The following is a 19,533-nucleotide window of genomic DNA, read 5'->3' as shown; positions in this document are numbered from 1 at the left end:
GCCACGGCGGTCGTCGAACCCGCGCAACCGATCGCTTCGATGCACCCCCCATCGTCGATTTGGAGGACTCATGCCTCTCCTGCCCCACCGCGTTGCCCGACCGGGGTGGCACCCGTGAGCGCGGCCTTCCGCAGCACCGACACGGCCAGGGGTGGGGTCGACGGCCCGGCCTCGGCCGCGCTGCTCCGCGCCGGTCGGTTCTTCACGCGCTGGGAGGAGTCCGACGACGGGCGTGCCGTCTTCCGCGAGGGCGGGCGAGCGGGCGACGTCTTCTACCGCGACCGGTGGAGCCACGACAAGGTCGTTCGCTCGACCCACGGGGTCAACTGCACCGGCTCCTGCTCGTGGAAGGTCTACGTCAAGGACGGGATCATCACCTGGGAGACGCAGCAGACCGACTACCCGTCCGTCGGCCCCGACCGACCGGAGTACGAGCCCCGCGGCTGCCCGCGCGGCGCGGCCTTCTCCTGGTACACCTACTCCCCCACCCGCGTGCGCTACCCCTACGTGCGTGGCGTCCTCCTCGAGATGTACCGCGAGGCCAAGGGCCGCCTCGGCGACCCGGTGGCCGCCTGGCACGAGATCACGACCGATCCCGACAAGCGCCGCCGCTACCAGAGCGCCCGCGGCAAGGGCGGCCTCGTGCGCGCGTCGTGGGGCGAAGCCGTCGAGATCGCGGCCGCCGCGCACGTCCACACGATCAAGGAGTACGGCCCCGACCGCGTCGCCGGCTTCTCGCCGATCCCCGCGATGTCGATGGTGTCGCACTGCGTCGGCACCCGCTTCATCCAGCTCATCGGCGGCGTCATGACGAGCTTCTACGACTGGTACGCCGACCTGCCCGTCGCGAGCCCGCAGGTCTTCGGCGACCAGACCGACGTGCCGGAGTCGGGCGACTGGTGGGACGCGACCTACCTCATGATGTGGGGCTCCAACGTCCCGGTGACCCGCACGCCCGACGCGCACTGGATGGCTGAGGTCCGCTACCGCGGCACGAAGATCGTCACGGTCAGCCCCGACTACGCCGACAACACGAAGTTCGCCGACGAGTGGATGCCCGCCCAGGCCGGCACGGACGCAGCGCTCGCGATGGCCATGGGCCACGTGCTCCTCAAGGAGTTCTTCGTCGACCGTGAGGTGCCCTTCTTCACCGACTACGTGCGCACCTACAGCGACCTCCCCTTCCTCATCCGTCTGGAGGCACCCGAGGAGCCGTATGCCGCCGCGTCGGGTGAGGGGGCCGGTGCCCCCTTCGTGCCCGGCAAGTTCCTCACCGCGTCCGACCTCTCGGCTGATGGCGCCGCCGTTCCCGACGAAGATGCCTGGAAGACGGTGCTGCTCGACGAGGTGACTGGACAGCCGGTCGTGCCGAACGGCTCGATGGGCTTTCGCTACGCGGACTCCGGCAAGGGCCGATGGAACCTCGACCTCGACGGCGTGGCCCCCGCCCTGACGATGACGGGCGGCGCCGCCGAGGCCGTCGAGGTGCTGCTCCCGGCGTTCGTCGAGCCCGACGGCACCGGCTCGGTGCTGCGTCGAGGAGTTCCCGCCCGGCGCGTCGGCGGCCACCTCGTGACGACCGTCTACGACCTCATGCTCGCGCAGTACGGCGTCGAGCGAGAAGGATTGCCGGGCAGCTGGCCCACGGGTTACGACGACGTCACCGCGCCCTACACGCCTGCCTGGCAGGCGGAGATCACCGGCGTGCCCGCGGAGCAGTGCATCCGCATCGCTCGCGAGTTCGCCACGAACTCCGAGCAGTCGCAAGGGCGCTCGATGATCATCATGGGCGCGGGCATCTGTCAGTGGTTCCACGGCGACGCGACCTACCGGGCGATCCTCTCGCTGCTGATCCTCACCGGCTGCATGGGTCGGAACGGCGGCGGCTGGGCGCACTACGTCGGCCAGGAGAAGTGCCGACCGATCACCGGCTGGATCTCCCTCGCCAACGCCCTCGACTGGGGCCGGCCGCCCCGGACCATGACGGGCACGTCGTACTGGTACATGCACACCGACCAGTGGCGCAACGACGGCTACTCCGCCGACTCGCTCAACTCGCCCCTCGCCAGAGGGCATCTGGCCGGCAAGCACACGGCCGACACGATCGCGCAGTCCGCCCGGATGGGGTGGATGCCGTTCTACCCGCAGTTCGGCACGAACCCGCTCCAGGTGGCGGAGAACGCCCAGGCCGCCGTCGACGCGGGCACCGCCGCCAGCCCAGCGGCCTACGTCGCCGACGCCCTGCACGACGGCACGCTGACCTCGGCGATCGAGGACGTCGACGCTCCGGAGAACTGGCCACGCACCCTCGTGCTGTGGCGGAGCAACCTCATGGGGTCCTCGGCCAAGGGCAACGAGTACTTCCTGCGCAACCTTCTCGGCACGCACCACAACGTCCTGGGCAGCGAGAACCCTTTGGCACCCAGGCCGTCCGAGGTGAAATGGCACAACGAGGCGCCGGAGGGCAAGCTCGACCTGCTGCTCTCGGCAGACTTCCGCATGACGTCGACGACGCTGCTCTCCGACATCGTCCTGCCCGCAGCGACGTGGTACGAGAAGCACGACCTCAGCTCGACCGACATGCACCCCTTCGTGCACGCCTTCACGCCCGCCATCGACCCGCCGTGGGAGGCCAAGAGCGACTTCGAGCTCTTCCACCTCCTCGCCGAGAAGCTCTCGGACCTCGCCCGCACCCACCTCGGAGTCCGCAAGGACCTCGTCAGCGTGCCGCTCATGCACGACACACCCGGCGAGACGGCCCAACCCGGTGGGCGCGCGGTCGACTGGCGGGCCACGGGGCACCCTGGCGTGCCGGGCAGGACGATGCCGGTCTTCCAGCTCGTCGAGCGCGACTACACCGCGATCAGCGAGAAGCTCGCCACCGTGGGCCCGCTCGCCGACAGCCTCGGCTTCACGGTCAAGAACGTCACCTACCGGGTCGAGGGGGAGGTGGCCCGCCTCGCCGCCAGGAACGGCGTCATGCTCGGGGGCGCCGGTGACGGCCGTCCGGCGATCGACACCGACGCGAAGCTGGCCGAGGCGATCCTCACCTTCTCCGGCACGACGAACGGTCACCTCGCGGTGCAGGGCTTCCGCACCCTCGAGGAGCGGGTCGGCAAGAAGCTCGTCGACCTCGCCGAGGGCTCGGAGGAGAAGCACGTCACCTTCGCCGACACGCAGAGCGCACCGGTGGCCGTCATCACCTCGCCCGAGTGGTCGGGCTCCGAGACCGGCGGGAGGCGATACGCGCCCTTCACCGTCAACATCGAGCGCCTCAAGCCCTTCCACACCCTCACCGGTCGGATGCACTTCTACCTCGACCACGACTGGATGCAGGACCTCGGCGAGGCGCTGCCCATCTACCGGCCGCCCCTCGACATGCACCGCCTCTTCGGTGAGCCGAAGCTCGGGCCAGACGGGTCGAAGCAGGTCACCGTCCGCTATCTGACGCCCCACTCAAAGTGGTCGATCCACTCGGAGTACCAGGACAACCTGCTCATGCTCTCGCTCTCACGCGGCGGCCCGACGGTGTGGATGAGTCCGCAGGACGCCGGCTCCATCGACGTCGCCGACAACGACTGGGTCGAGTGCCTCAACACCAACGGCGTGCTCGTCGGCCGGGCGATCGTCAGCCCCCGCATGCCGGAGGGCGTGGTCTACGTCCACCATGCGCAGGAGCGCACCATCGACGTGCCGAAGTCGGAGGCGACCGGTCGCCGCGGCGGCATCCACAACTCGGTGACGCGGCTGCTCGTCAAGCCGACCCACCTCATCGGCGGCTACGCCCAGCTGTCCTACACGTTCAACTACCTCGGACCGACGGGCAACCAACGCGACATGGTCTCGACGGTGCGCAAGCGATCGCAGGAGGTGACGTACTGATGCGTGTCATGGCCCAGATGGGCATGGTGATGAACCTCGACAAGTGCATCGGGTGCCACACGTGCTCGGTCACGTGCAAGCAGGCGTGGACCAACCGCGCCGGCACCGAGTACGTCTGGTTCAACAACGTGGAGACCCGCCCGGGACAGGGGTACCCGCGCCGCTACGAGGACCAGGAGACGTGGAAGGGCGGCTGGACGCTCACCCACCGCGGCAGCCTCAAGCTCAAGGCGGGTGGCCGGGTGCAGAAGCTCCTCGGCATCTTCGCGAGCCCCGTGCAGCCCAAGCTCGCCGACTACTACGAGCCCTGGACCTACGACTACCAGACCCTCATCGAGGCACCCCTCGGAGACGACTTCCCGGTCGCCCGGCCGAAGTCGCTCATCACCGGCGAGAACACGAAGATCACGTGGTCGGCCAACTGGGACGACAACCTCGGCGGCGCGAGCGAGATGGGCCACCTCGACCCCATCGTCGCGAAGCTCAACGCCTCGGTGCGGCGCGAGTCGGAGGAGAAGGTCCGCTTCGAGCTCGAGAAGACCTTCATGTTCTACCTGCCGCGCATCTGCGAGCACTGCCTCAACCCGTCGTGCATGGCGTCCTGCCCGTCGGGCGCGATCTACAAGCGCGAGGAGGACGGCATCGTCCTCGTCGACCAGGACCGGTGCCGCGGATGGCGGCAGTGCATCACGGGATGCCCGTACAAGAAGATCTACTTCAACCACAAGAGCGGCAAGGCCGAGAAGTGCACCTTCTGCTACCCCCGCGTCGAGGTGGGGCTGCCGACGGTCTGCTCCGAGACGTGTGTCGGGCGGCTGCGCTACCTCGGCCTCTTCCTCTACGACGCCGACCGCGTCACGGCCGCGGCGGCGACCCCCGACGAGGGCGACCTCTACGAGGCGCAGCTCGACCTCCTGCTCGACCCGAGCGACCCCGAGGTCGTTGCCGCGGCCCGGCGTGACGGCATACCGGACGACTGGATGGACGCGGCGCGGCGCTCGCCCGTCTACGCGCTCGCCAAGACCTACCGGGTGGCCCTGCCGCTGCACCCGGAGTACCGCACGATGCCGATGGTCTGGTACGTCCCACCGCTGTCGCCGATCGTCGACGTCCTCTCGTCGCAGGGTCACGACGCCGAGGACCGGACCGTGCTCTTCGGAGCGATCGAGGCGCTGCGCATCCCCGTCGACTACCTCGCCGAGCTCTTCACGGCCGGCCGCACCGACATCGTCACCGGCGTGCTCCAGAAGCTCGCCGCGATGCGCGCCTACATGCGCGACGTGTCGCTGGGCCGCGACGGCGACCCCGCGATCCCCGCGGCGGTCGGCATGAGCGAGGAGTCGCTCTACGAGATGTACCGCCTCATGGCGATCGCGAAGTACGCCGACCGCTACGTCATCCCCACGGCGCACGTCGAGCGGGCCCACGAGCTCGAGGAGATCGGCTGCTCGCTCGACTTCGACGAGGGGCCGGGCATGTACGAGTCGGGTCCGTTCGGCGAGGCGAGCGGACGTCCGGCACCGGTGGCCGTCGAGACGTTCAACGCGCTCAAGCAGCGGCAGACCTCCGACACGGCCATGGCGACGACCGAGTCCGGCTCCCTGACCGGGCGGGTCAACCTGCTCAACTGGGACGGCAACGGCGCTCCCCCGGGTCTCTTCCCGGGCCGCTCGGACGGGGACGCGCCGTGATCGGCCTGCGCCGGCGGGCGGCACCACGGGACGACCGGGTCGTGCACCTCGTCGCCGGACGCTGCCTCGACTACCCGACCGCCGAGCTCGTCGCCGGGCTTCCCTCGATGCGTGATGCACTTGCGGAGCAGGCCGACTCGGCCGCCGCCACGCCCCTGGCGAGTCTCGTCGCCCACCTCGATGGAGCCCCTCTGGCCGATCTCCAGCGCGCCTACGTCGACACCTTCGACCTCAGCCGCAAGCACGCGCTCTACCTGTCCTACTGGACCGACGGCGACACGCGCCGGCGGGGCGAGGTGCTCGGACGGTTCAAGACGGCATACCGCAGCAGTGGCGCTGTCGTCGACACGCACGGAGAGCTGCCCGACTACCTCCCGATGGTGCTCGAGTTCACCGCACGCGTCGACCCGGAGGCCGGCGTCGCGCTGCTCCAGGAGTACCGCGCGAGCCTCGAGCTGCTGCGGATCGCCTTGCAGGAGAAGAAGAGCGCGTATGCCGCCGCCGTCGTCGCCGTGTGCGCGACCCTTCCCGGGGAGTCCCCGCCCGACCGCGCCGCGGTCATGGAGATGGTCGGGCTGAGCGGACCGCACCCGACGGAGACGGTCGGGCTCGAGCCCTACGACCCGAGGCTCCTTCCGCTGCAACCGGCCTCGACCGGGGCACCGAGGGGTGGAGGGTCATGAGCACGTTCCTCTGGGGCATCCTCCCCTACCTCTGCATCGCGAGCCTCGTCGGTGGCACGGTCTGGCGCTACCGCTACGACAAGTTCGGCTGGACGACCCGGTCCTCACAGCTCTACGAGTCGCGCCTGCTGCGCATCGGGTCGCCGCTCTTCCACTTCGGCATCCTGCTCGTCTTCGTCGGCCACGTCGGCGGACTCGTCATCCCCGAGTCGTGGACCGAGGCCGTCGGCGTCAGCGAGGGGCTCTACCACGTCAACGCGCTGCTCTTCGGCGGTCTGGCGGGGGTCTGCACGCTGGCCGGCATCCTCATCCTCGTCTACCGGCGCCGCACGACCGGGCCGGTCTTCATGGCGACGACGAAGAACGACAAGCTGATGTACGTCCTGCTCGTCGGCGCCATCGTCCTCGGCCTCTGGACGACGCTCGTCAGCGTCGGGGCGGGCAGCGAGGCACACAACTACCGCGAGACCGTCTCGCCGTGGTTCCGGTCGGTGCTGCTGCTGAGCCCGGACGTGACGGCGATGGCGGCGGCCCCGGTGCAGTTCCACGTCCACGCGATCGTCGGGATGCTGCTCTTCGCGCTGTGGCCCTTCACGCGGCTCGTGCACGCCTTCACGGCCCCGCTGCACTACCTCTTCCGGCCCTACATCGTCTACCGGTCGCGCGCCGGCCGGACCTCCGGCAACCGCTCCAGCCGGCCCGGCTGGAGCGGCGTCGGCACCTCCGACCGCGACCGCAGACACTGACCCGACCGACCCTGCCTCGAGGAGAGCCATGAGCACCAGCGCACCGACCGCGTCCACGCCGTCCCCGCCGCAGGTCGGCCTGAGCGGTCAGGGCCGGAACCTCGCCCTCGCGACCTTTGCCTTCGCGGTGACCTTCTGGGCGTGGAACCTCATCGGGCCGCTCGGGGTGAGGTACACCGAGCAGATGCACCTGAGCAGCAGCCAGAAGGCGCTGCTCGTCGCGACACCGGTGCTCGTCGGCTCGCTCGGGCGCATCCCGGTGGGCGCGCTCACCGACCGCTACGGCGGTCGCGTCATGTTCCCGGTGCTGACCCTGCTCACCGTGCCCTTCGTGCTCCTCGTCGCCCTGGCCGGCAACCTCGGGTCGTTCCCGCTGATGCTCCTCTTCGGCTTCTTCCTCGGCATCGGGGGCACGACCTTCGCGGTCGGCGTCCCCTTCGTCAACGCGTGGTACCAGGCGGACCGGCGCGGGTTCGCCACCGGCGTCTTCGGCGCCGGGATGGGCGGGACGGCGCTCTCATCGGCCCTGACGCCGCGGATGGTGACGTGGTTCGGCTACACGCTGACGCACGTCATCATCGCCGTCCTGCTCGTCGCAACCGCCGCGCTGTGCTGGTCCGCCATGCGCAACTCACCGGCCTGGACGCCGAACACCGACCCCGTCGTCCCCAAGCTGGCGGCCGCGATCAGGCTGCCGGTGACGTGGCAGATGTCGTTCCTCTACGCCGTGGTGTTCGGCGGCTTCGTCGCCTTCTCGACCTACCTGCCGACCTTCCTCAAGGACGTCTACGCCTTCGACCTCACGGCAGCGGGTACGCGCACGGCCGGCTTCGCCGTCGCGGCGGTCGTCGCGCGACCCATCGGTGGGGTGCTGTCGGACCGCATCGGGCCGCGCGCGGTCCTCGCCATCTCGCTCTCCGGCACGACCGTTCTCGCGGTCGTCCTGGCATTCCGGCCGCCCCTCGAGGTGGCGGCGGGCCTGTCGTTCGTCGCCATGGCCTTCTTCCTCGGGCTGGGCACCGGCGGCGTCTTCGCCTGGGTCGCGCGCCTCGCACCGCCGGAGCGGGTGGGCAGCGTGACCGGCCTCGTCGGCGCCGCCGGCGGCCTCGGCGGCTACTTCCCGCCCCTCGTCCTCGGGGCGACCTACGACAAGGTCTTCCCGCAGTACGGCTTCGGGCTCGCCCTGCTCGCACTCGTGGCCGCCTGCGCGCTCGTCTTCTCGCAGGTCGGGATCCGCTCGTCCGGCGACCGTCGGCGCACGGCCTGACGGCAGGCACGGTCGCTCGGGGACGCCGGCGACGCCGGCGACGCCAGCGGCGTCACCGGGCACCCGGGGTGCTCGACCCGGGGTGCCCGGCACCCGGCATACGCCAGCCGTGGGGTCAGCCGTCGGCGTGGCCCAGCGCCGGCTCGCTGATGGACGGACGGCCCGTCCCGAGGTGCCCCGCGAAGCCTCGCAGGAAGGTGCCCTCCTCGGCGACGACGGTGAGGTCGTACCACCCGCCGTTGGTCGACGTGTCGACGACGACGGGTCGACGGCCGACCGTGGTGCGGGCGCCGTACGCGTCCTCGACCGTGACGCGGACTCCGCGCGGCGCCTCGACGGTGACCGACAGGCGCTGCGTGCGCCCGACCCGGGTCACCTCGACGCGGATGCGGTCCGTCCTCGTGTCACCCGCGAAGCGCCGGAAGAAGCCGTTCGGCCCGTGCAGGTGGATGTCGTAGTCGCCGTTGACGGGCCACGTCGCCCGCAGCTCGTCGCCGGCACCCACCGTGTAGCTGTGCGGTGGCCCGGCCGGTTCGACGAGCCGTGCCTGGACGTGCGTGCCTCGGCGCCCGCGGTTGTCGAGGTCGACGGTGACGGCCCCGCGGGTCTGCTGCTCACGGACGACGAGGTCGTAGGGGGTCGGGCGCGCCGGGCGCGTCCCCGGCTCCTGCGACGGCATCTTCCCCTCAGCGGGCGGCGTGGGCCGGTACGACGGGTGTCGCTGGTCGTCGAACGGCTTCCAGCTCGTCGTGCTCGGCAGTGCGGGCACCTTCTCCACGGTCTTCGAGAAGTCGAGGGCCGAGGTGAGGTCGCCGGCGACCGACCGTCGCCAGGGCGTGATGTTGGGCTCCTTGACCCCGAAGCGCGTCTCCATGAGCCGGATGACCGACGTGTGGTCGAAGGTCTCCGATGAGACCCAGCCACCCGTGCTCCACGGCGACACGACGAACATCGGCACGCGTGGACCCATGCCGTAGGCGCCGGGGCCGTGCTCGCCGTCGTAGAACTCGTCGGCCGTCGACACCGTCGAGGCGCCAGGGATGACAGGCGAGTTCGCGTGCGGGGGCACGAGGTGGTCGAAGAAGCCGTCGTTCTCGTCGTAGGTGATGAGCAGGACGGTCCTGGCCCAGACCTCGGGATTCGAGGTCAGGGTGTCGAGGACCTTGGAGATGTACCAGGCGCCGTAGTTCGTCGGCCAGTTCGAGTGCTCGCTGAACGCCTCGGGAGCCGCGATCCAGCTGACCGACGGGAGGGTGCCCGCCTCGACGTCCCGGCGCAGCGGCTCGAAGTAGTCCTGCCCGTCACGCGCCCTCGTGCCGCGACGGGCTTTCTCGTAGAACGGGTCTCCCGGCCCGGCGTTGCGGTAGCGGTTGAAGTAGAGCAGCGAGTTGTCACCGTAGTTGCCGATGTAGGGGTCCGACGTCCAGCCCCAGGAGCCGGCGGCGTCGAGCCCGGTGCCCTCGTCCTGGTAGACCTTCCACGACACGCCTGCCTGCTCGAGCCGCTCGGGGTAGGTGCGCCAGTCGTAGCCGAGCTCGTCGTTGTAGAGGACTGGGCCGCCACCCTTGCCGTCGTTGCCCGTCCACCCGGACCACAGGTAGTAGCGGTTCGGGTCGGTGTTGCCGATGAACGAGCAGTAGTAGGCGTCGCACACGGTGAAGGCGTCGGCCAGCGCGTAGTGGAAGGCCGCGTCCTGGCGCTCGAGGTAGGCCATCGTCGTCGTGCCCTTGGCCGGCACCCAGCCGTCGTAGTGCCCTCGGTTGACGGCGGCCTGCCCGTCGGTCCAGCTGTGCGGCAGGCCCTCGAGGAAGGCGGCGCCGAGGTCGTCGACGCTCGGGTGGAAGGGCAGGACGTCGCGGGTGCCGTCGGACTGGTGCCACACGTCCTTGCCGCTCGGGAGCCGGACCGGGTGCGGGTCACCGAAGCCGCGGACACCGCGGAGGCTGCCGAGGTAGTGCTCGAAGGACCGGTTCTCCTGCATGAGCACGACGATGTGCTCGACGTCCTTGAGGGACCCGGTGGCCCGGTTGGCCGGGATGGCGGCAGCGCGGGCGATGCTCTCGTCGAGCATCGTCGCGGCGGCGGCGCCACCGGCGATCTTGAGGAAGCGGCGACGGTCGAGGTCGACCATGGAAACTCCTGGTGGTGTGGGGATTCGGGCAGGGTGAGCGATGGCGTATGCCGGGTGGCTCAGCGCGGCGCGTACGCCTTGGGCAGGCGCATGCCGCGGTCGGCCATGATCGTGCGGACGCGGTTCGGGTAGTCGGTGATGACGCCGTCGACGCCGAGGTCCATGAGGGCGCTGATCGTGGCCGGGTCGTCACAGGTCCAAGGGATGACCTTGAGCCCCCGGGCGTGGGCGGCGTCGACCATGGCCCGGTCGGGGTAGAAGCGGAAGCCGGGGTCGGCGACCGTGCCGTTCTGCGGGAAGCCGTAGTTCGGCGAGAGAGCCGTGAGCCCGGGAACCGCCGCCGCGGCGGTCGCAACGAAGTCACCAGCGAAGTCGTCGGCGTCGACACCGCCGAGCCACGGTGACGCGCCGGGCTTGCCGACCTGGAGGAAGTCGTGGTTCGTCAGGGCGACGAGCGGCCAGGTCGGCGCGAGCCGGTGCATGACGTTGAGGGCGCCCCAGTCGAAGGACTGGATCGTCACCTGGTCCTCGATGCCCGAGGCATGGATCTCCTCGTAGACGCGGCGCACGAAGAGCTCTCGCGGCGCGGTCTGCTCGGGCGCGCCGGCTTCGACCTTCGTCTCGATGTTGAGGGTCACCTGCTTGGCGCGGTAGGACTTCACGAGGTTCAGCACGTCCCCCAGCTCGACCATCCGGAAGCCGGGCACCCGCTCCTGCTCAGGGAATCCGGGCAGCTGCTGATAGCCGCAGTCCATCGTCCGGATCTGGGCGAGGGTCAGGTCCTTGATGTACTTGCCGACGTACGGGTACATCGGGTCACCGGCCGTGACCGGGGCCGTGTCGCGACACTTCTGGACGCTGACCTGACGGTCGTGGTTGACGACGACCTTCTCGTCCTTGGTGACCTGCGTGTCGAGCTCGAGCGTCGTCACGCCGAGGCGCATCGCCTTGGCGAAGCCCTCGAGGGACTCCTCGGTCGTCATGCCGATCCCCCCGCGGTGCGCCTGCAGGTCGAAGTGGGTCTGCTGTGGCAGGACGGCGTGGGAGCCTGTGGCGGCGACCGGGGTGGCGGCGGCGCTCGGGCCGAGGGTCAGTGCTGCCAGGGGGCCGGTCAGGGCCAGGCTGACCAGGAGACGGCGTACGTGCATGGGAGATCCTTCGCTCGGGGCTGGGCTGGCCCCTCGACGCTAGGGACGTCCCGCAGGGCTGTGGTGCCCTCGACGTGGCGCTTCCGTGAACCCTGGCCGAACACGGACGAAGCGGACGCCCAGCGCACGTCCGCCGAAACCGGCACCAGCGCCTTCAGCCCGCGCCGCAGGGACCTGCTTGCCGTCGCCCCGACGCTCCCTCCCCCGGCGGCCCGTCATCCGGGCTCGGGCGTCAGTCCTGCTTCACCGCGGACGCATCGACGCAGAGGACTCCCCTGTTGCCGTCCTGGTCGGCGATCACGGTGAGCGCGGGTGCATCGCTGTCGTCGACGACGGTCCCGCCCGCGGCGAGGACGGCGGCGATCCGTTGCGCGGCCGCCTCGGGCGCGACGTAGACCTCGACGTGGAACCGCTGACCCGTGGTCTGCTGCTCGTCAGCGTCCCCGAACCACAGGTTGGGCACGCGCCTCGTGGCGTCCCGGATCTCGTCACCGGGCGTGCCGCGCCCCTGGGACTCGGCACTCCCCGTCAGGAGGGCGGCCCAGACCGGGGCGATGGTCGACGAGCGCGCGGTGTCGAGGCCGAGCTCGATGTCGCTGACCGACGCCGGGTCGGCCCGGAGCCGTGGTCGGCGGCGATCTCGGTGATCCGTCGGGCGAGGTCGACGTCCTGCTGCGTCACCCATTCGACGACGTGCTCGGTGCCTTCGTCGTCGCGGTAGATGGCGTCGTCGCTGACCAGCTTGAGGTCGACCCACTCCGTGCCGATCGACACGTGCGGGTGGTGCTGGAGCGTGTCACCCGCCTCGCCCACGGCGGCGACGAACCGGACGCCGGTGCCGAACCCGTCGACCACGTATCGGGCGTGCAGTCCCTGGGCCAGCTTGCGCCAGTCGGTCAGGTCGGCCTCGGCGATCTGTGCGCCCCTCAGCATGTCCATAGACGGGGACCATAGCTGCGATCACCACGGTTGACGGCTCGGAGACATCGGTCCGTTTCCGTCGTCGTCGCAACCGTTCGCGGTTGGGTCCCGTCGACACCGGACGCCGCCACCATCGCTGTGAGCGGTGGCCGACTCCGAGCCGCGGGGCTCAGGGCACCGGGAAGTCGCTCGGAGCGCCTTCGCCGGTCGCCCCGTCGACGTGCTCGCGGAGCAGGTCGGCGTGTCCGGTGTGGCGGGCGTACTCCTCGATCATGTCGGCCAGCAACCGGCGCAGGCTCATCCCGTCGTGGGTCGTCTGGTCCAGGCCGCCGCGCGACAACGCCTCCGTCAGCGACGCCCGGGAGCGGTGCACGGTCTCGACCCAGAGCGCACGCAGGGCGTCAGGGGTGTCGTCGGCCGCCGTGGCCCAGGCCCAGTCGTCCCAGTCCCTCTCGAGGTCCAGCGCGTCGAAGGGCGACATGAACGCACGACCGGCGAGCCGGTGCTGGAAGTAGAGCTCCTCGACCCAGGCCAGGTGTTTGAGCAGACCGCCGAGCGTCACCGAGGACGCCCCGAGCCGAAGACTCATCCCCGCGGCGGCGACGTCCGCGCACTTCCACGCGAAGGTCAACCGGTTTCGTTCCAGGGTGATCACGGCCGTGTCGACCTCGTCGCCGCGCATGAAGCGCTCGACGTCCCACTCTGGTGGCTGGCCGGGCGTGAAGCCGAAGGTGCTCGTCATACGTCCACACTAGAAAGGCATCCGGACGAGAGACGTCCGCAAACCCGGTCGACCGCGAAGTGGTCGACATCCCGGCGAGGCCGAGACGGCATACGTCGTGCCGAGAGCTCGGCGACCGCCTCCGGGCGGCAGGAGCGCTCAGCCGTCCCGGGTCAGCTCGAACAGTTCGCAGGACGTGTCCATGTAGCGGGTGGTCGCGCCCAGGTGGCGCATGCCGATGCGCCGGCAGACGGCTTGCGAGGGGTGGTTGTCGGGATGGGTCACGGCGATGATCCGGCTCTGGCCGCGCGCGACCGCGTCGACGGATGCGGCGCGCGCAGCCTCGGTCGCGTATCCGTGGCCCCACGTGTCCGGATGCAGGTGCCAGCCGATCTCGACGTCCGCGGGGTCGGATGGATCTTCCCCTGCTGACAGTGGAATGGGTTTGAGCAGAAGGTTTCCCAGCCGCGCGCCGGCCTGGTCGGTGATGACCCAGATGCCGTGGACGGGGTGCTCGCTGATGGCGCGTCGGCGTTCGATCGAGGCGAGCGCCTGGCTACGGGAGGTCATGGTCGTGGGGTCGGCCCCCAGGTAGCGCACGACCTCCCAACGGCCCTCGAGGTCGAGGAGGAAGTCGGCGTCGCCGGCTTCCCATGGTCTGAGAACCAGTCGCGCCGAGGTGATGGTCCGCATGGGCGCAACCTAGCGAACGACCCGAGTCGGTCGCGGGGGTGCTAGGGCCGCATCAGTTCCGTGAACACCGGCTCGTTTCGAATCGGATCCAGGTCGGAGTCGTTCCTTGCCGACTCCCTGAACTCGTCCGACAGCTCGATGGCGTGCTGGAGGTGCTCGAGTGCCTCGCTCGTCCGACCGCACTGACTCTCGCAGCAGGCGAGATTGAAGAACAACATGGGGTACTGCGGGTTGGCACGGACCAACGCTGCTAGACGGGCGGCGACCTCGGCGTACTCCCCCGCCTGGTACCGGGGGGCCAGTGGAGCCCACAGTTCCCAACCTCGGGCCGCGTAGGCCCCTCCTGGCGTGCCCTCGATCGCCAGGAGGGTCGTGTCGCCTTCGAGGGCTGAGGCCTTGCGCCCGGTGCCGGGAGGAGCGAAGACCAGGGTGCCGGTCGGCGCGTCGACCCGGTCCCCGTCGACCTCGAACACCGCATGACCGTGCAGCACGAGGAACAGTTCCTGGTCAGCGGCCGGGTCGTCTTCGTCGTGTTCGTTGATGAGGACGTCACCCGCCGTGCGGGCGGTCCACACCGTGGCCCCGAAGGCCGAGATGCCCAGGTGGTGGCGGACAGGTCGGTAGTGGGCCCCTGCGTCGCTGAACTCATCGATCTCATCCAGGTGGGCGATTGCGTAGCCGGTCATGGCCCAGCTCCTTCGCATGGCGAGCGTTGCCTGCCACGTTACGGGCCCTTCAGGACGGTCGGCTTCCGGAAGGTTGCGGGAACCGCAGGTCACTCGCTCTGCCGGAGCCGCTCATCGGCAGTCGCATGACGGGTATCCGTGCCTCGTGTGAGGCTGCCGACAGGGCGGCTCGAGTTGCCTCGCCCACGGGCTACCGTGGAGCAAGAGGCGTGCGCGGAGCGCGCTGAGGGGCGCCGCTCGAGCGCACGCCTCGTCGCCGAGGAGGTTGGTAGCCCATGGCTGCCCAGCGCGTCGCCGGTCGGGTCGAGAACAGGGTCCGGGGCACGGGATCACCCCCCGGAGGCGCGATCGCCCTGCTGCGCGCGGGCCCGCGACTGACCGCTGCCCGCGTGCTCTCGGTCCTGGTCCTCGCCCTGATGCTCGTCCAGTCTCTTCTGGGACTGCTCGTGCCCGGCCTCTACCCCGAGCAGGCCTGGGCGATAGCCGCACTACGCGGCAACGACCTCGTGACGCTGGCAGTCGTCGTGCCCGCGCTCGCGCTGAGCTTGTACCTCAGCGCAACCCGCGCCTCGGCCACGTCGGTCGCCGTGTGGCTCGGCCTGCTCTTCTACGGGATCTACAACTACGCCTACTACGCCTTCGGCGCCGCGTTCAGCGACGTCTTCCTCCTTCACGTCGCCGCCTTCTCGGCCTCGACGTACGCCCTGATCCTGCTCGGGTCGAGCCTCCGGGTCGAAGCCACGGCTGCTCGGATCCGCACCGGCCCGCCAGCACGGTTGGTCGCGGCCTTCACGATGCTGCTCGGGGCGGGGCTCGTCGCCGCTTGGGGGACCCTGTCGGTCCGGTTCGCCGTGACCGGCCTCCTGCCCGTCGACGTCATGCCACCGCAGGCGGTCCACCTCGTCTACGCCCTCGACCTCGGCGTTCTCGCGCCGGCCTTCCTCCTCTCCGGCGTCCTGCTGTGGCTCTGCCGCCCCTGGGGCGCCGTGCTCGCTGCGGCGGCCAACGTCTCTGCCGCCGCCTACCTGCTCGTCCTCGAGGTGGGCGGAGGCTTCCAGTCGAACGCCGGGATCGGCACGGCCACGTGGGCCTCGGCCCCCGCGATCGGTGGCACCGTGCTGTGTCTCCTCGCCGCGGTCACACTGCTCACCGGGAAGTCGCGGGCTGGCGCACCACGGGGGCCGTCGGGGACGCATTGACCCAGAGACGGGTGCGCGTCACCGAGACGTCTGAACGGCGACTTCCGGCGTCCTCCCAGAGCAGCGGGATCACGACGGCTCGACCGGCTTCACTGGCTCTCAGGCGGCCACATCACGTGAAGCCCTTACTGCCTGGGCCGGTATCGCAGGGCGACCGCCCCCGACCGGAACTCTTGGCGATCCACGAGCTCCAGCTGGACGCGCTCGCGCAGACCGGCGAGCAAGGTCGGCCCGTGTCCGGCAAGGACCGGCTGCACGACGAACGCGTACTCGTCGATCAGTCCCAGATCTGCCAACGCCAGGGGAAGCGTCACGCCACCCACGAACAGACCCTCGCCTGGCTCCTGCTTGAGCCGCTGAACCGCTTGCCCCACGTCGCCTCGCACCAGCTCCGCATTCCAGTCGACCCCGCTCAGCGTGCTCGACACGACGTGCTTCTTCGTCCGGTTGATGGTCTCGGCGAACGGGATCTGCCACTCATCCATCCAGTCAGGCCACGTGCCCGTGGCCGGCTGCCGCCACGCCGACTCCATCATCTCGTAGGTCACCCGGCCGAACAGCAGGGCATCGGCTCGTTCCAGCTCGGCCGTCCAGTAGCGCATCGACTGCTCGTCGGGGGGTAGCCCCGCCTCGTGATGGCAGCAGCCGTCGAGTGTGACGTTGATCGAGTATCGAAGTGGTCTCATCTCGTTGCTCTCCCTTGAGGCGCGCAGCGCGTCTTCACCGGACCGTACTCAAACTCCCCCGGCCGGGCCACCGACGAGGTTCAGGGGCCGCTTGCTCGGCCGCCAAGATCGGATTCGCCGTACACAGGGGCCGATGGAGAGTGCCGACAGTCAGGCGCCGGCCTGCGCAAGCTCCTTCGGCTCGGTGACGGGGTCGTCGGAGAGCATCTGACGTCGGGCGATGGTGCGCAGATCCTCGCGGCCCTGCTCGTCGAGCGGCTCTCCGTTGGCGAGCTCCACCTCGACGACCAGCCACTGCCAGAGCTCTCGCACGAAGGCTCGGAACTGCTCGCGACCCCGGTCTGTCAGCTCCATCCGACTGTCCACCGCCTGGAGCAGCCCGCGCATGACGCAGTCGTCGAGCGCCGGTTGGATCAGGGCCATCGGCACCCGGTGGGAGGAGGCGATGTCGTAGGGGTCTGCCGGGCCGTGCACATGGATCTGTTGGATCGCGACCTGGCGCAGGGTCCAGACCTGGACGCCGTCGAGCCCGGACTGGGAGGACAGCAGCAGCCTCTCGGCGGCCTCGGGCAACCGAGTCCGCAGGATCCGCACGACCTGGCCCTCGAGCTGCTCCTGCGCCGAGCGCTGGTCCGGGATCGCGAAGGCCGGTCCGATCTCGGAAGCCCCTGGCTGAGTCAGCCCGCGCATCGCGACCTGCTTGAGGAACAACGCGACCACGAAGGCCAGCACGGCGACGGGGATGGCGGAGGCGAACACGTACTGAAGCGTGTCGGCATAAGCCGCCACGACCGCAGCCTGTTGAGCCGGCGGCAGGCCCTGGACAGCCGCGGGCGAGGTGACCTGTGTCGGGTCCGCGCCGGTGGCAACGACGGCCTTGGCCAGGTTGGGAGCCAGCTGGTTGGCGTACAGCGTGCCGAACGCGGCCGCCCCGAACGAGCTTCCCATGGTCCGGAAGAAGGTGACTCCCGACGTCGCCACCCCCAGGTCGCGGTACTCCACCGTGTTCTGGACGATGATCGTCAACACCTGCATCGACAGACCGATGCCGACACCGAGCACGAGCATCGCGCCGGACGTCTCAAGGGTCGTCGAGTGCTGGTCGAGCCGCGAGAGCAACCACATCCCGACCGCCATCACCACCGAGCCGACGATCGGGAAGACCCGGTAGCGGCCGGTCTTGCTGACCACGTTGCCGGCACCCACCGACGCCACGATGAGCCCGAGCACCATCGGCAGTGTCCGCAGCCCGGACACCGTGGCACTGACGCCTTGGCAGAACTGCAGGTACGTCGGAAGGAACGTCATGCAGCCCAGCAGAGCGAAGCCGACGATGAAGCTGAGAACCGAGCTCACGCTGAACACGTTCCGCCGGAACAGTCTCAGCGGAAGGATCGGCTCGGCCGCTCGGTGTTCGGCCACGACGAAGCAGCCCAGGAACACGACGCCCCCGAGGACCAGCCCGATGATGGTCGGCGATCCCCAACCGTACTCAGACCCGCCCCAGCTCGTCGCAAGGATCAGCGCGGCCGACCCGAGCGAGATGAAGACGATGCCGAAGGTGTCGAAGATCGGGCGCCCGGAGGTCGGCACGGACGGGAGGAACTTGACAGCCAACGGGATGATGACGAGTGCGATCGGGACGTTGACGTAGAAGACCCACTGCCACGACAGGTGGTCGGTGAAGAAGCCGCCGAGCAGAGGCCCGAGCACCGTCGTTCCCCCGAAGACCGCGCCCATCGCGCCCTGGTACTTGCCCCGCTCACGCAACGGGATGATGTCGGCGATCATGGCCGTGGCGGTGATGGTCAGGCCGCCTCCACCGATGCCCTGCAGGGCGCGTGACGCGATGAGCCAGGTCATCGAGTGGGAGAGCCCGGCCAGCATCGAGGCGACGGTGAACAGCACGATGCTGCCGATGAAGATCGACTTCCGGCCGAACAGGTCCCCGAACTTGCCACCGAGGATCGTGGCGATGGTCTGGGTCAGCAGGTACGCCGTCACCACCCAGCTCATGTGCTGCGCACCACCCAGGTCGCCCACGATCGTCGGCAGAGCAGTGGCCACGATCGTCCCGTCGAGCGCCGCCAAGAGCATCCCGCCCATGATCAGCGCGAAGGCGACGTTGCGCTCCGACGAGCCCAGCAGCGGCGGGTCGCCGACCTCGGTCAGATCGTCCTCGGACGCCTCCACCTGGCTCATTTGCTCACACTAGGCCCGAACCACCGGGCCCGCCCCTCCATCGAAGCCACCGTTGCCCCCCCGGGGTTGACCGATGCTCTACAGCCCGAACGTGTGCCACTCGCCTTCGGAAACCACCTCGACACAGTCGCCGATGACCTTGATGGCGGTCTGCTCGTCGATGACATAGGCCGGGCCGCCGATCTCAGTGGCCCACCGCTCCGCGTCCGCAAGGGTGTTCGTCGGAAAAGCGTTCAAGTGAGGGAAGATCGCGAACTCCACGAGCCCCAGAGTCCGATCGTCGCTTGCCGCCGGCCACTTGACGAAGTCCGAACCGATGCGGGGCGCCATGACCATGCTCCCGGCGCTGACTCCGACCCAGGTCGTGTCGGTCAGGGAGGACAGCTGGTCGACCAGGCCGGATTGCCGCAGCCAGTGACACAGGTACGCGGCATCGCCGCCGTCGACGAGCAGAACGTCGGCCTCACGGATCCATTCGACCCATCGCTCCGTGCCGATGGTGGGTAGGGCGGTGAGCTCGAGGACACCCACGGACTTCCACCCCAGCGAGGTCATGGCGTCTCCCGGGTCCCCGCCCGTGACGAATCGGTGCACCGACCGCGGCCCGCACATGGGGTGCCCCCATTGGGCGGTCGGGATGCAGAGCGCGGCAGACTCGGAGATCGGCTTGCCCAACATGCCGACGAGCGCATCGCGAATGCTGGTGTTCGTGACGCCGCCCGAGGTGAGAAGCAGCTTCATCGCTGGGGCTCCTTGGTGTGGCTGGACTTCGGGACAACGGACGGGCCGGCGGAGGCGCCCCGGACGTTGACGGGTGTTGACACCGTACACACAGACCGGCGGTCGGCGGGAACCAGTGCAGGGTGACGCCCGCTCC

16 protein-coding genes are annotated in these 19,533 nt (G+C 69.8%); 6 read left to right on the top strand and 10 right to left on the bottom strand.

Features of this window, described 5'->3' with window-relative positions; translation table 11 throughout:
• Nucleotides 1-105 precede the first annotated feature (105 nt).
• Genes ASH01_RS06105 through ASH01_RS06085 form a run of 5 tightly spaced genes read left to right on the top strand, consistent with a single transcriptional unit; the run spans nucleotide 106 to nucleotide 8,269 of the window.
• On the top strand, nucleotides 106-3,882 hold the full coding sequence (locus ASH01_RS06105; RefSeq protein WP_056772956.1) for a nitrate reductase subunit alpha: 3,777 nt from the start codon (nucleotides 106-108) through the stop codon (nucleotides 3,880-3,882).
• Nucleotides 3,882-5,573, top strand: coding sequence for a nitrate reductase subunit beta (gene narH, locus ASH01_RS06100; protein ID WP_056772953.1), 1,692 nt, complete (start codon nucleotides 3,882-3,884; stop codon nucleotides 5,571-5,573). Before ASH01_RS06105 ends, narH begins: the two co-directional genes overlap by 1 nt.
• Nucleotides 5,570-6,256 carry a nitrate reductase molybdenum cofactor assembly chaperone gene (narJ, locus tag ASH01_RS06095; protein ID WP_056772950.1) on the top strand — a complete coding sequence of 229 codons (687 nt, stop codon included), beginning with the start codon at nucleotides 5,570-5,572 and terminating at the stop codon, nucleotides 6,254-6,256. Before narH ends, narJ begins: the two co-directional genes overlap by 4 nt.
• Entirely contained in the window at nucleotides 6,253-7,002 is a 750-nt protein-coding gene (narI, locus tag ASH01_RS06090; RefSeq protein WP_056772947.1) for a respiratory nitrate reductase subunit gamma, read from the top strand. Before narJ ends, narI begins: the two co-directional genes overlap by 4 nt.
• 28 nt (nucleotides 7,003-7,030) lie before the next feature.
• Nucleotides 7,031-8,269, top strand: coding sequence for an MFS transporter (locus ASH01_RS06085; RefSeq protein ID WP_056772946.1), 1,239 nt, complete (start codon nucleotides 7,031-7,033; stop codon nucleotides 8,267-8,269).
• Between the two features lie 115 nt (nucleotides 8,270-8,384).
• Here ASH01_RS06085 and ASH01_RS06080 read toward each other — a convergent pair whose 3' ends face one another.
• The 7 genes from ASH01_RS06080 to ASH01_RS06055 form a co-directional block, all read right to left on the bottom strand.
• The gene (locus ASH01_RS06080) at nucleotides 8,385-10,400 is read right to left on the bottom strand and encodes a phosphocholine-specific phospholipase C (RefSeq protein WP_056772943.1); all 2,016 of its coding nucleotides are present in this window, start codon (nucleotides 10,398-10,400) and stop codon (nucleotides 8,385-8,387) included.
• Between the two features lie 59 nt (nucleotides 10,401-10,459).
• Nucleotides 10,460-11,548 carry a glycerophosphodiester phosphodiesterase family protein gene (locus tag ASH01_RS06075; RefSeq protein ID WP_056772941.1) on the bottom strand — a complete coding sequence of 363 codons (1,089 nt, stop codon included), beginning with the start codon at nucleotides 11,546-11,548 and terminating at the stop codon, nucleotides 10,460-10,462.
• A 232-nt stretch (nucleotides 11,549-11,780) separates the two neighbouring features.
• Nucleotides 11,781-12,080 (bottom strand): VOC family protein, encoded by a 300-nt coding sequence (locus tag ASH01_RS23895; RefSeq protein WP_327191911.1) that lies wholly within the window; start codon nucleotides 12,078-12,080, stop codon nucleotides 11,781-11,783.
• Nucleotides 12,077-12,487 carry a 4a-hydroxytetrahydrobiopterin dehydratase gene (locus ASH01_RS23890; RefSeq protein WP_327191909.1) on the bottom strand — a complete coding sequence of 137 codons (411 nt, stop codon included), beginning with the start codon at nucleotides 12,485-12,487 and terminating at the stop codon, nucleotides 12,077-12,079. Before ASH01_RS23890 ends, ASH01_RS23895 begins: the two co-directional genes overlap by 4 nt.
• A gap of 151 nt (nucleotides 12,488-12,638) precedes the next feature.
• Nucleotides 12,639-13,211 carry a mycothiol transferase gene (locus tag ASH01_RS06065; RefSeq protein ID WP_056772938.1) on the bottom strand — a complete coding sequence of 191 codons (573 nt, stop codon included), beginning with the start codon at nucleotides 13,209-13,211 and terminating at the stop codon, nucleotides 12,639-12,641.
• 138 nt (nucleotides 13,212-13,349) lie between these two features.
• Complete coding sequence (locus tag ASH01_RS06060) at nucleotides 13,350-13,883, bottom strand: GNAT family N-acetyltransferase (RefSeq protein WP_056772935.1); 534 nt, start codon at nucleotides 13,881-13,883, stop codon at nucleotides 13,350-13,352.
• Nucleotides 13,884-13,924: 41 nt separating this feature from the next.
• Entirely contained in the window at nucleotides 13,925-14,569 is a 645-nt protein-coding gene (locus ASH01_RS06055; RefSeq protein WP_056772932.1) for a TPR end-of-group domain-containing protein, read from the bottom strand.
• Between the two features lie 275 nt (nucleotides 14,570-14,844).
• On the opposite strand from ASH01_RS06055, the gene ASH01_RS06050 reads away from it, so the two are divergent.
• A complete protein-coding gene (locus tag ASH01_RS06050) occupies nucleotides 14,845-15,768 on the top strand; it encodes a hypothetical protein (protein WP_056772928.1) in 924 nt (307 codons plus the stop codon).
• Between the two features lie 125 nt (nucleotides 15,769-15,893).
• On the opposite strand, the gene ASH01_RS06045 is transcribed toward ASH01_RS06050, so the two are convergent.
• From ASH01_RS06045 to ASH01_RS06035, 3 genes are all read right to left on the bottom strand, one after another.
• Nucleotides 15,894-16,454 carry a dihydrofolate reductase family protein gene (locus ASH01_RS06045; RefSeq protein ID WP_056772925.1) on the bottom strand — a complete coding sequence of 187 codons (561 nt, stop codon included), beginning with the start codon at nucleotides 16,452-16,454 and terminating at the stop codon, nucleotides 15,894-15,896.
• 150 nt (nucleotides 16,455-16,604) lie between these two features.
• Nucleotides 16,605-18,656, bottom strand: coding sequence for an MDR family MFS transporter (locus tag ASH01_RS06040; RefSeq protein WP_056772923.1), 2,052 nt, complete (start codon nucleotides 18,654-18,656; stop codon nucleotides 16,605-16,607).
• 78 nt (nucleotides 18,657-18,734) lie between these two features.
• Nucleotides 18,735-19,397: a Type 1 glutamine amidotransferase-like domain-containing protein gene (locus tag ASH01_RS06035; RefSeq protein ID WP_056772919.1), complete on the bottom strand. Its 663-nt coding sequence runs from the start codon at nucleotides 19,395-19,397 to the stop codon at nucleotides 18,735-18,737.
• Nucleotides 19,398-19,533: the final 136 nt, after the last annotated feature.

Source organism: Terrabacter sp. Soil811, from assembly GCF_001429655.1.
In the GTDB taxonomy this organism is placed as follows: Bacteria; Actinomycetota; Actinomycetes; order Actinomycetales; family Dermatophilaceae; genus Terrabacter.
This window is presented reverse-complemented; position numbering and strand designations above follow the sequence as displayed.

Excerpts from the sequence above, each read along its gene's own strand:
- narH (WP_056772953.1), top strand. The coding sequence starts at position 3,882 with ATGCGTGTCATGGCCCAGATGGGCATGGTGATGAACCTCGACAAGTGC.
- narI (WP_056772947.1), top strand. The coding sequence starts at position 6,253 with ATGAGCACGTTCCTCTGGGGCATCCTCCCCTACCTCTGCATCGCGAGC.
- ASH01_RS06085 (WP_056772946.1), top strand. The coding sequence starts at position 7,031 with ATGAGCACCAGCGCACCGACCGCGTCCACGCCGTCCCCGCCGCAGGTC.
- ASH01_RS06080 (WP_056772943.1), bottom strand. The coding sequence starts at position 10,400 with ATGGTCGACCTCGACCGTCGCCGCTTCCTCAAGATCGCCGGTGGCGCC.
- ASH01_RS06075 (WP_056772941.1), bottom strand. The coding sequence starts at position 11,548 with ATGCACGTACGCCGTCTCCTGGTCAGCCTGGCCCTGACCGGCCCCCTG.
- ASH01_RS23890 (WP_327191909.1), bottom strand. The coding sequence starts at position 12,487 with ATGGACATGCTGAGGGGCGCACAGATCGCCGAGGCCGACCTGACCGAC.
- ASH01_RS06065 (WP_056772938.1), bottom strand. The coding sequence starts at position 13,211 with ATGACGAGCACCTTCGGCTTCACGCCCGGCCAGCCACCAGAGTGGGAC.
- ASH01_RS06060 (WP_056772935.1), bottom strand. The coding sequence starts at position 13,883 with ATGCGGACCATCACCTCGGCGCGACTGGTTCTCAGACCATGGGAAGCC.
- ASH01_RS06055 (WP_056772932.1), bottom strand. The coding sequence starts at position 14,569 with ATGACCGGCTACGCAATCGCCCACCTGGATGAGATCGATGAGTTCAGC.
- ASH01_RS06050 (WP_056772928.1), top strand. The coding sequence starts at position 14,845 with ATGGCTGCCCAGCGCGTCGCCGGTCGGGTCGAGAACAGGGTCCGGGGC.
- ASH01_RS06045 (WP_056772925.1), bottom strand. The coding sequence starts at position 16,454 with ATGAGACCACTTCGATACTCGATCAACGTCACACTCGACGGCTGCTGC.
- ASH01_RS06040 (WP_056772923.1), bottom strand. The coding sequence starts at position 18,656 with ATGAGCCAGGTGGAGGCGTCCGAGGACGATCTGACCGAGGTCGGCGAC.
- ASH01_RS06035 (WP_056772919.1), bottom strand. The coding sequence starts at position 19,397 with ATGAAGCTGCTTCTCACCTCGGGCGGCGTCACGAACACCAGCATTCGC.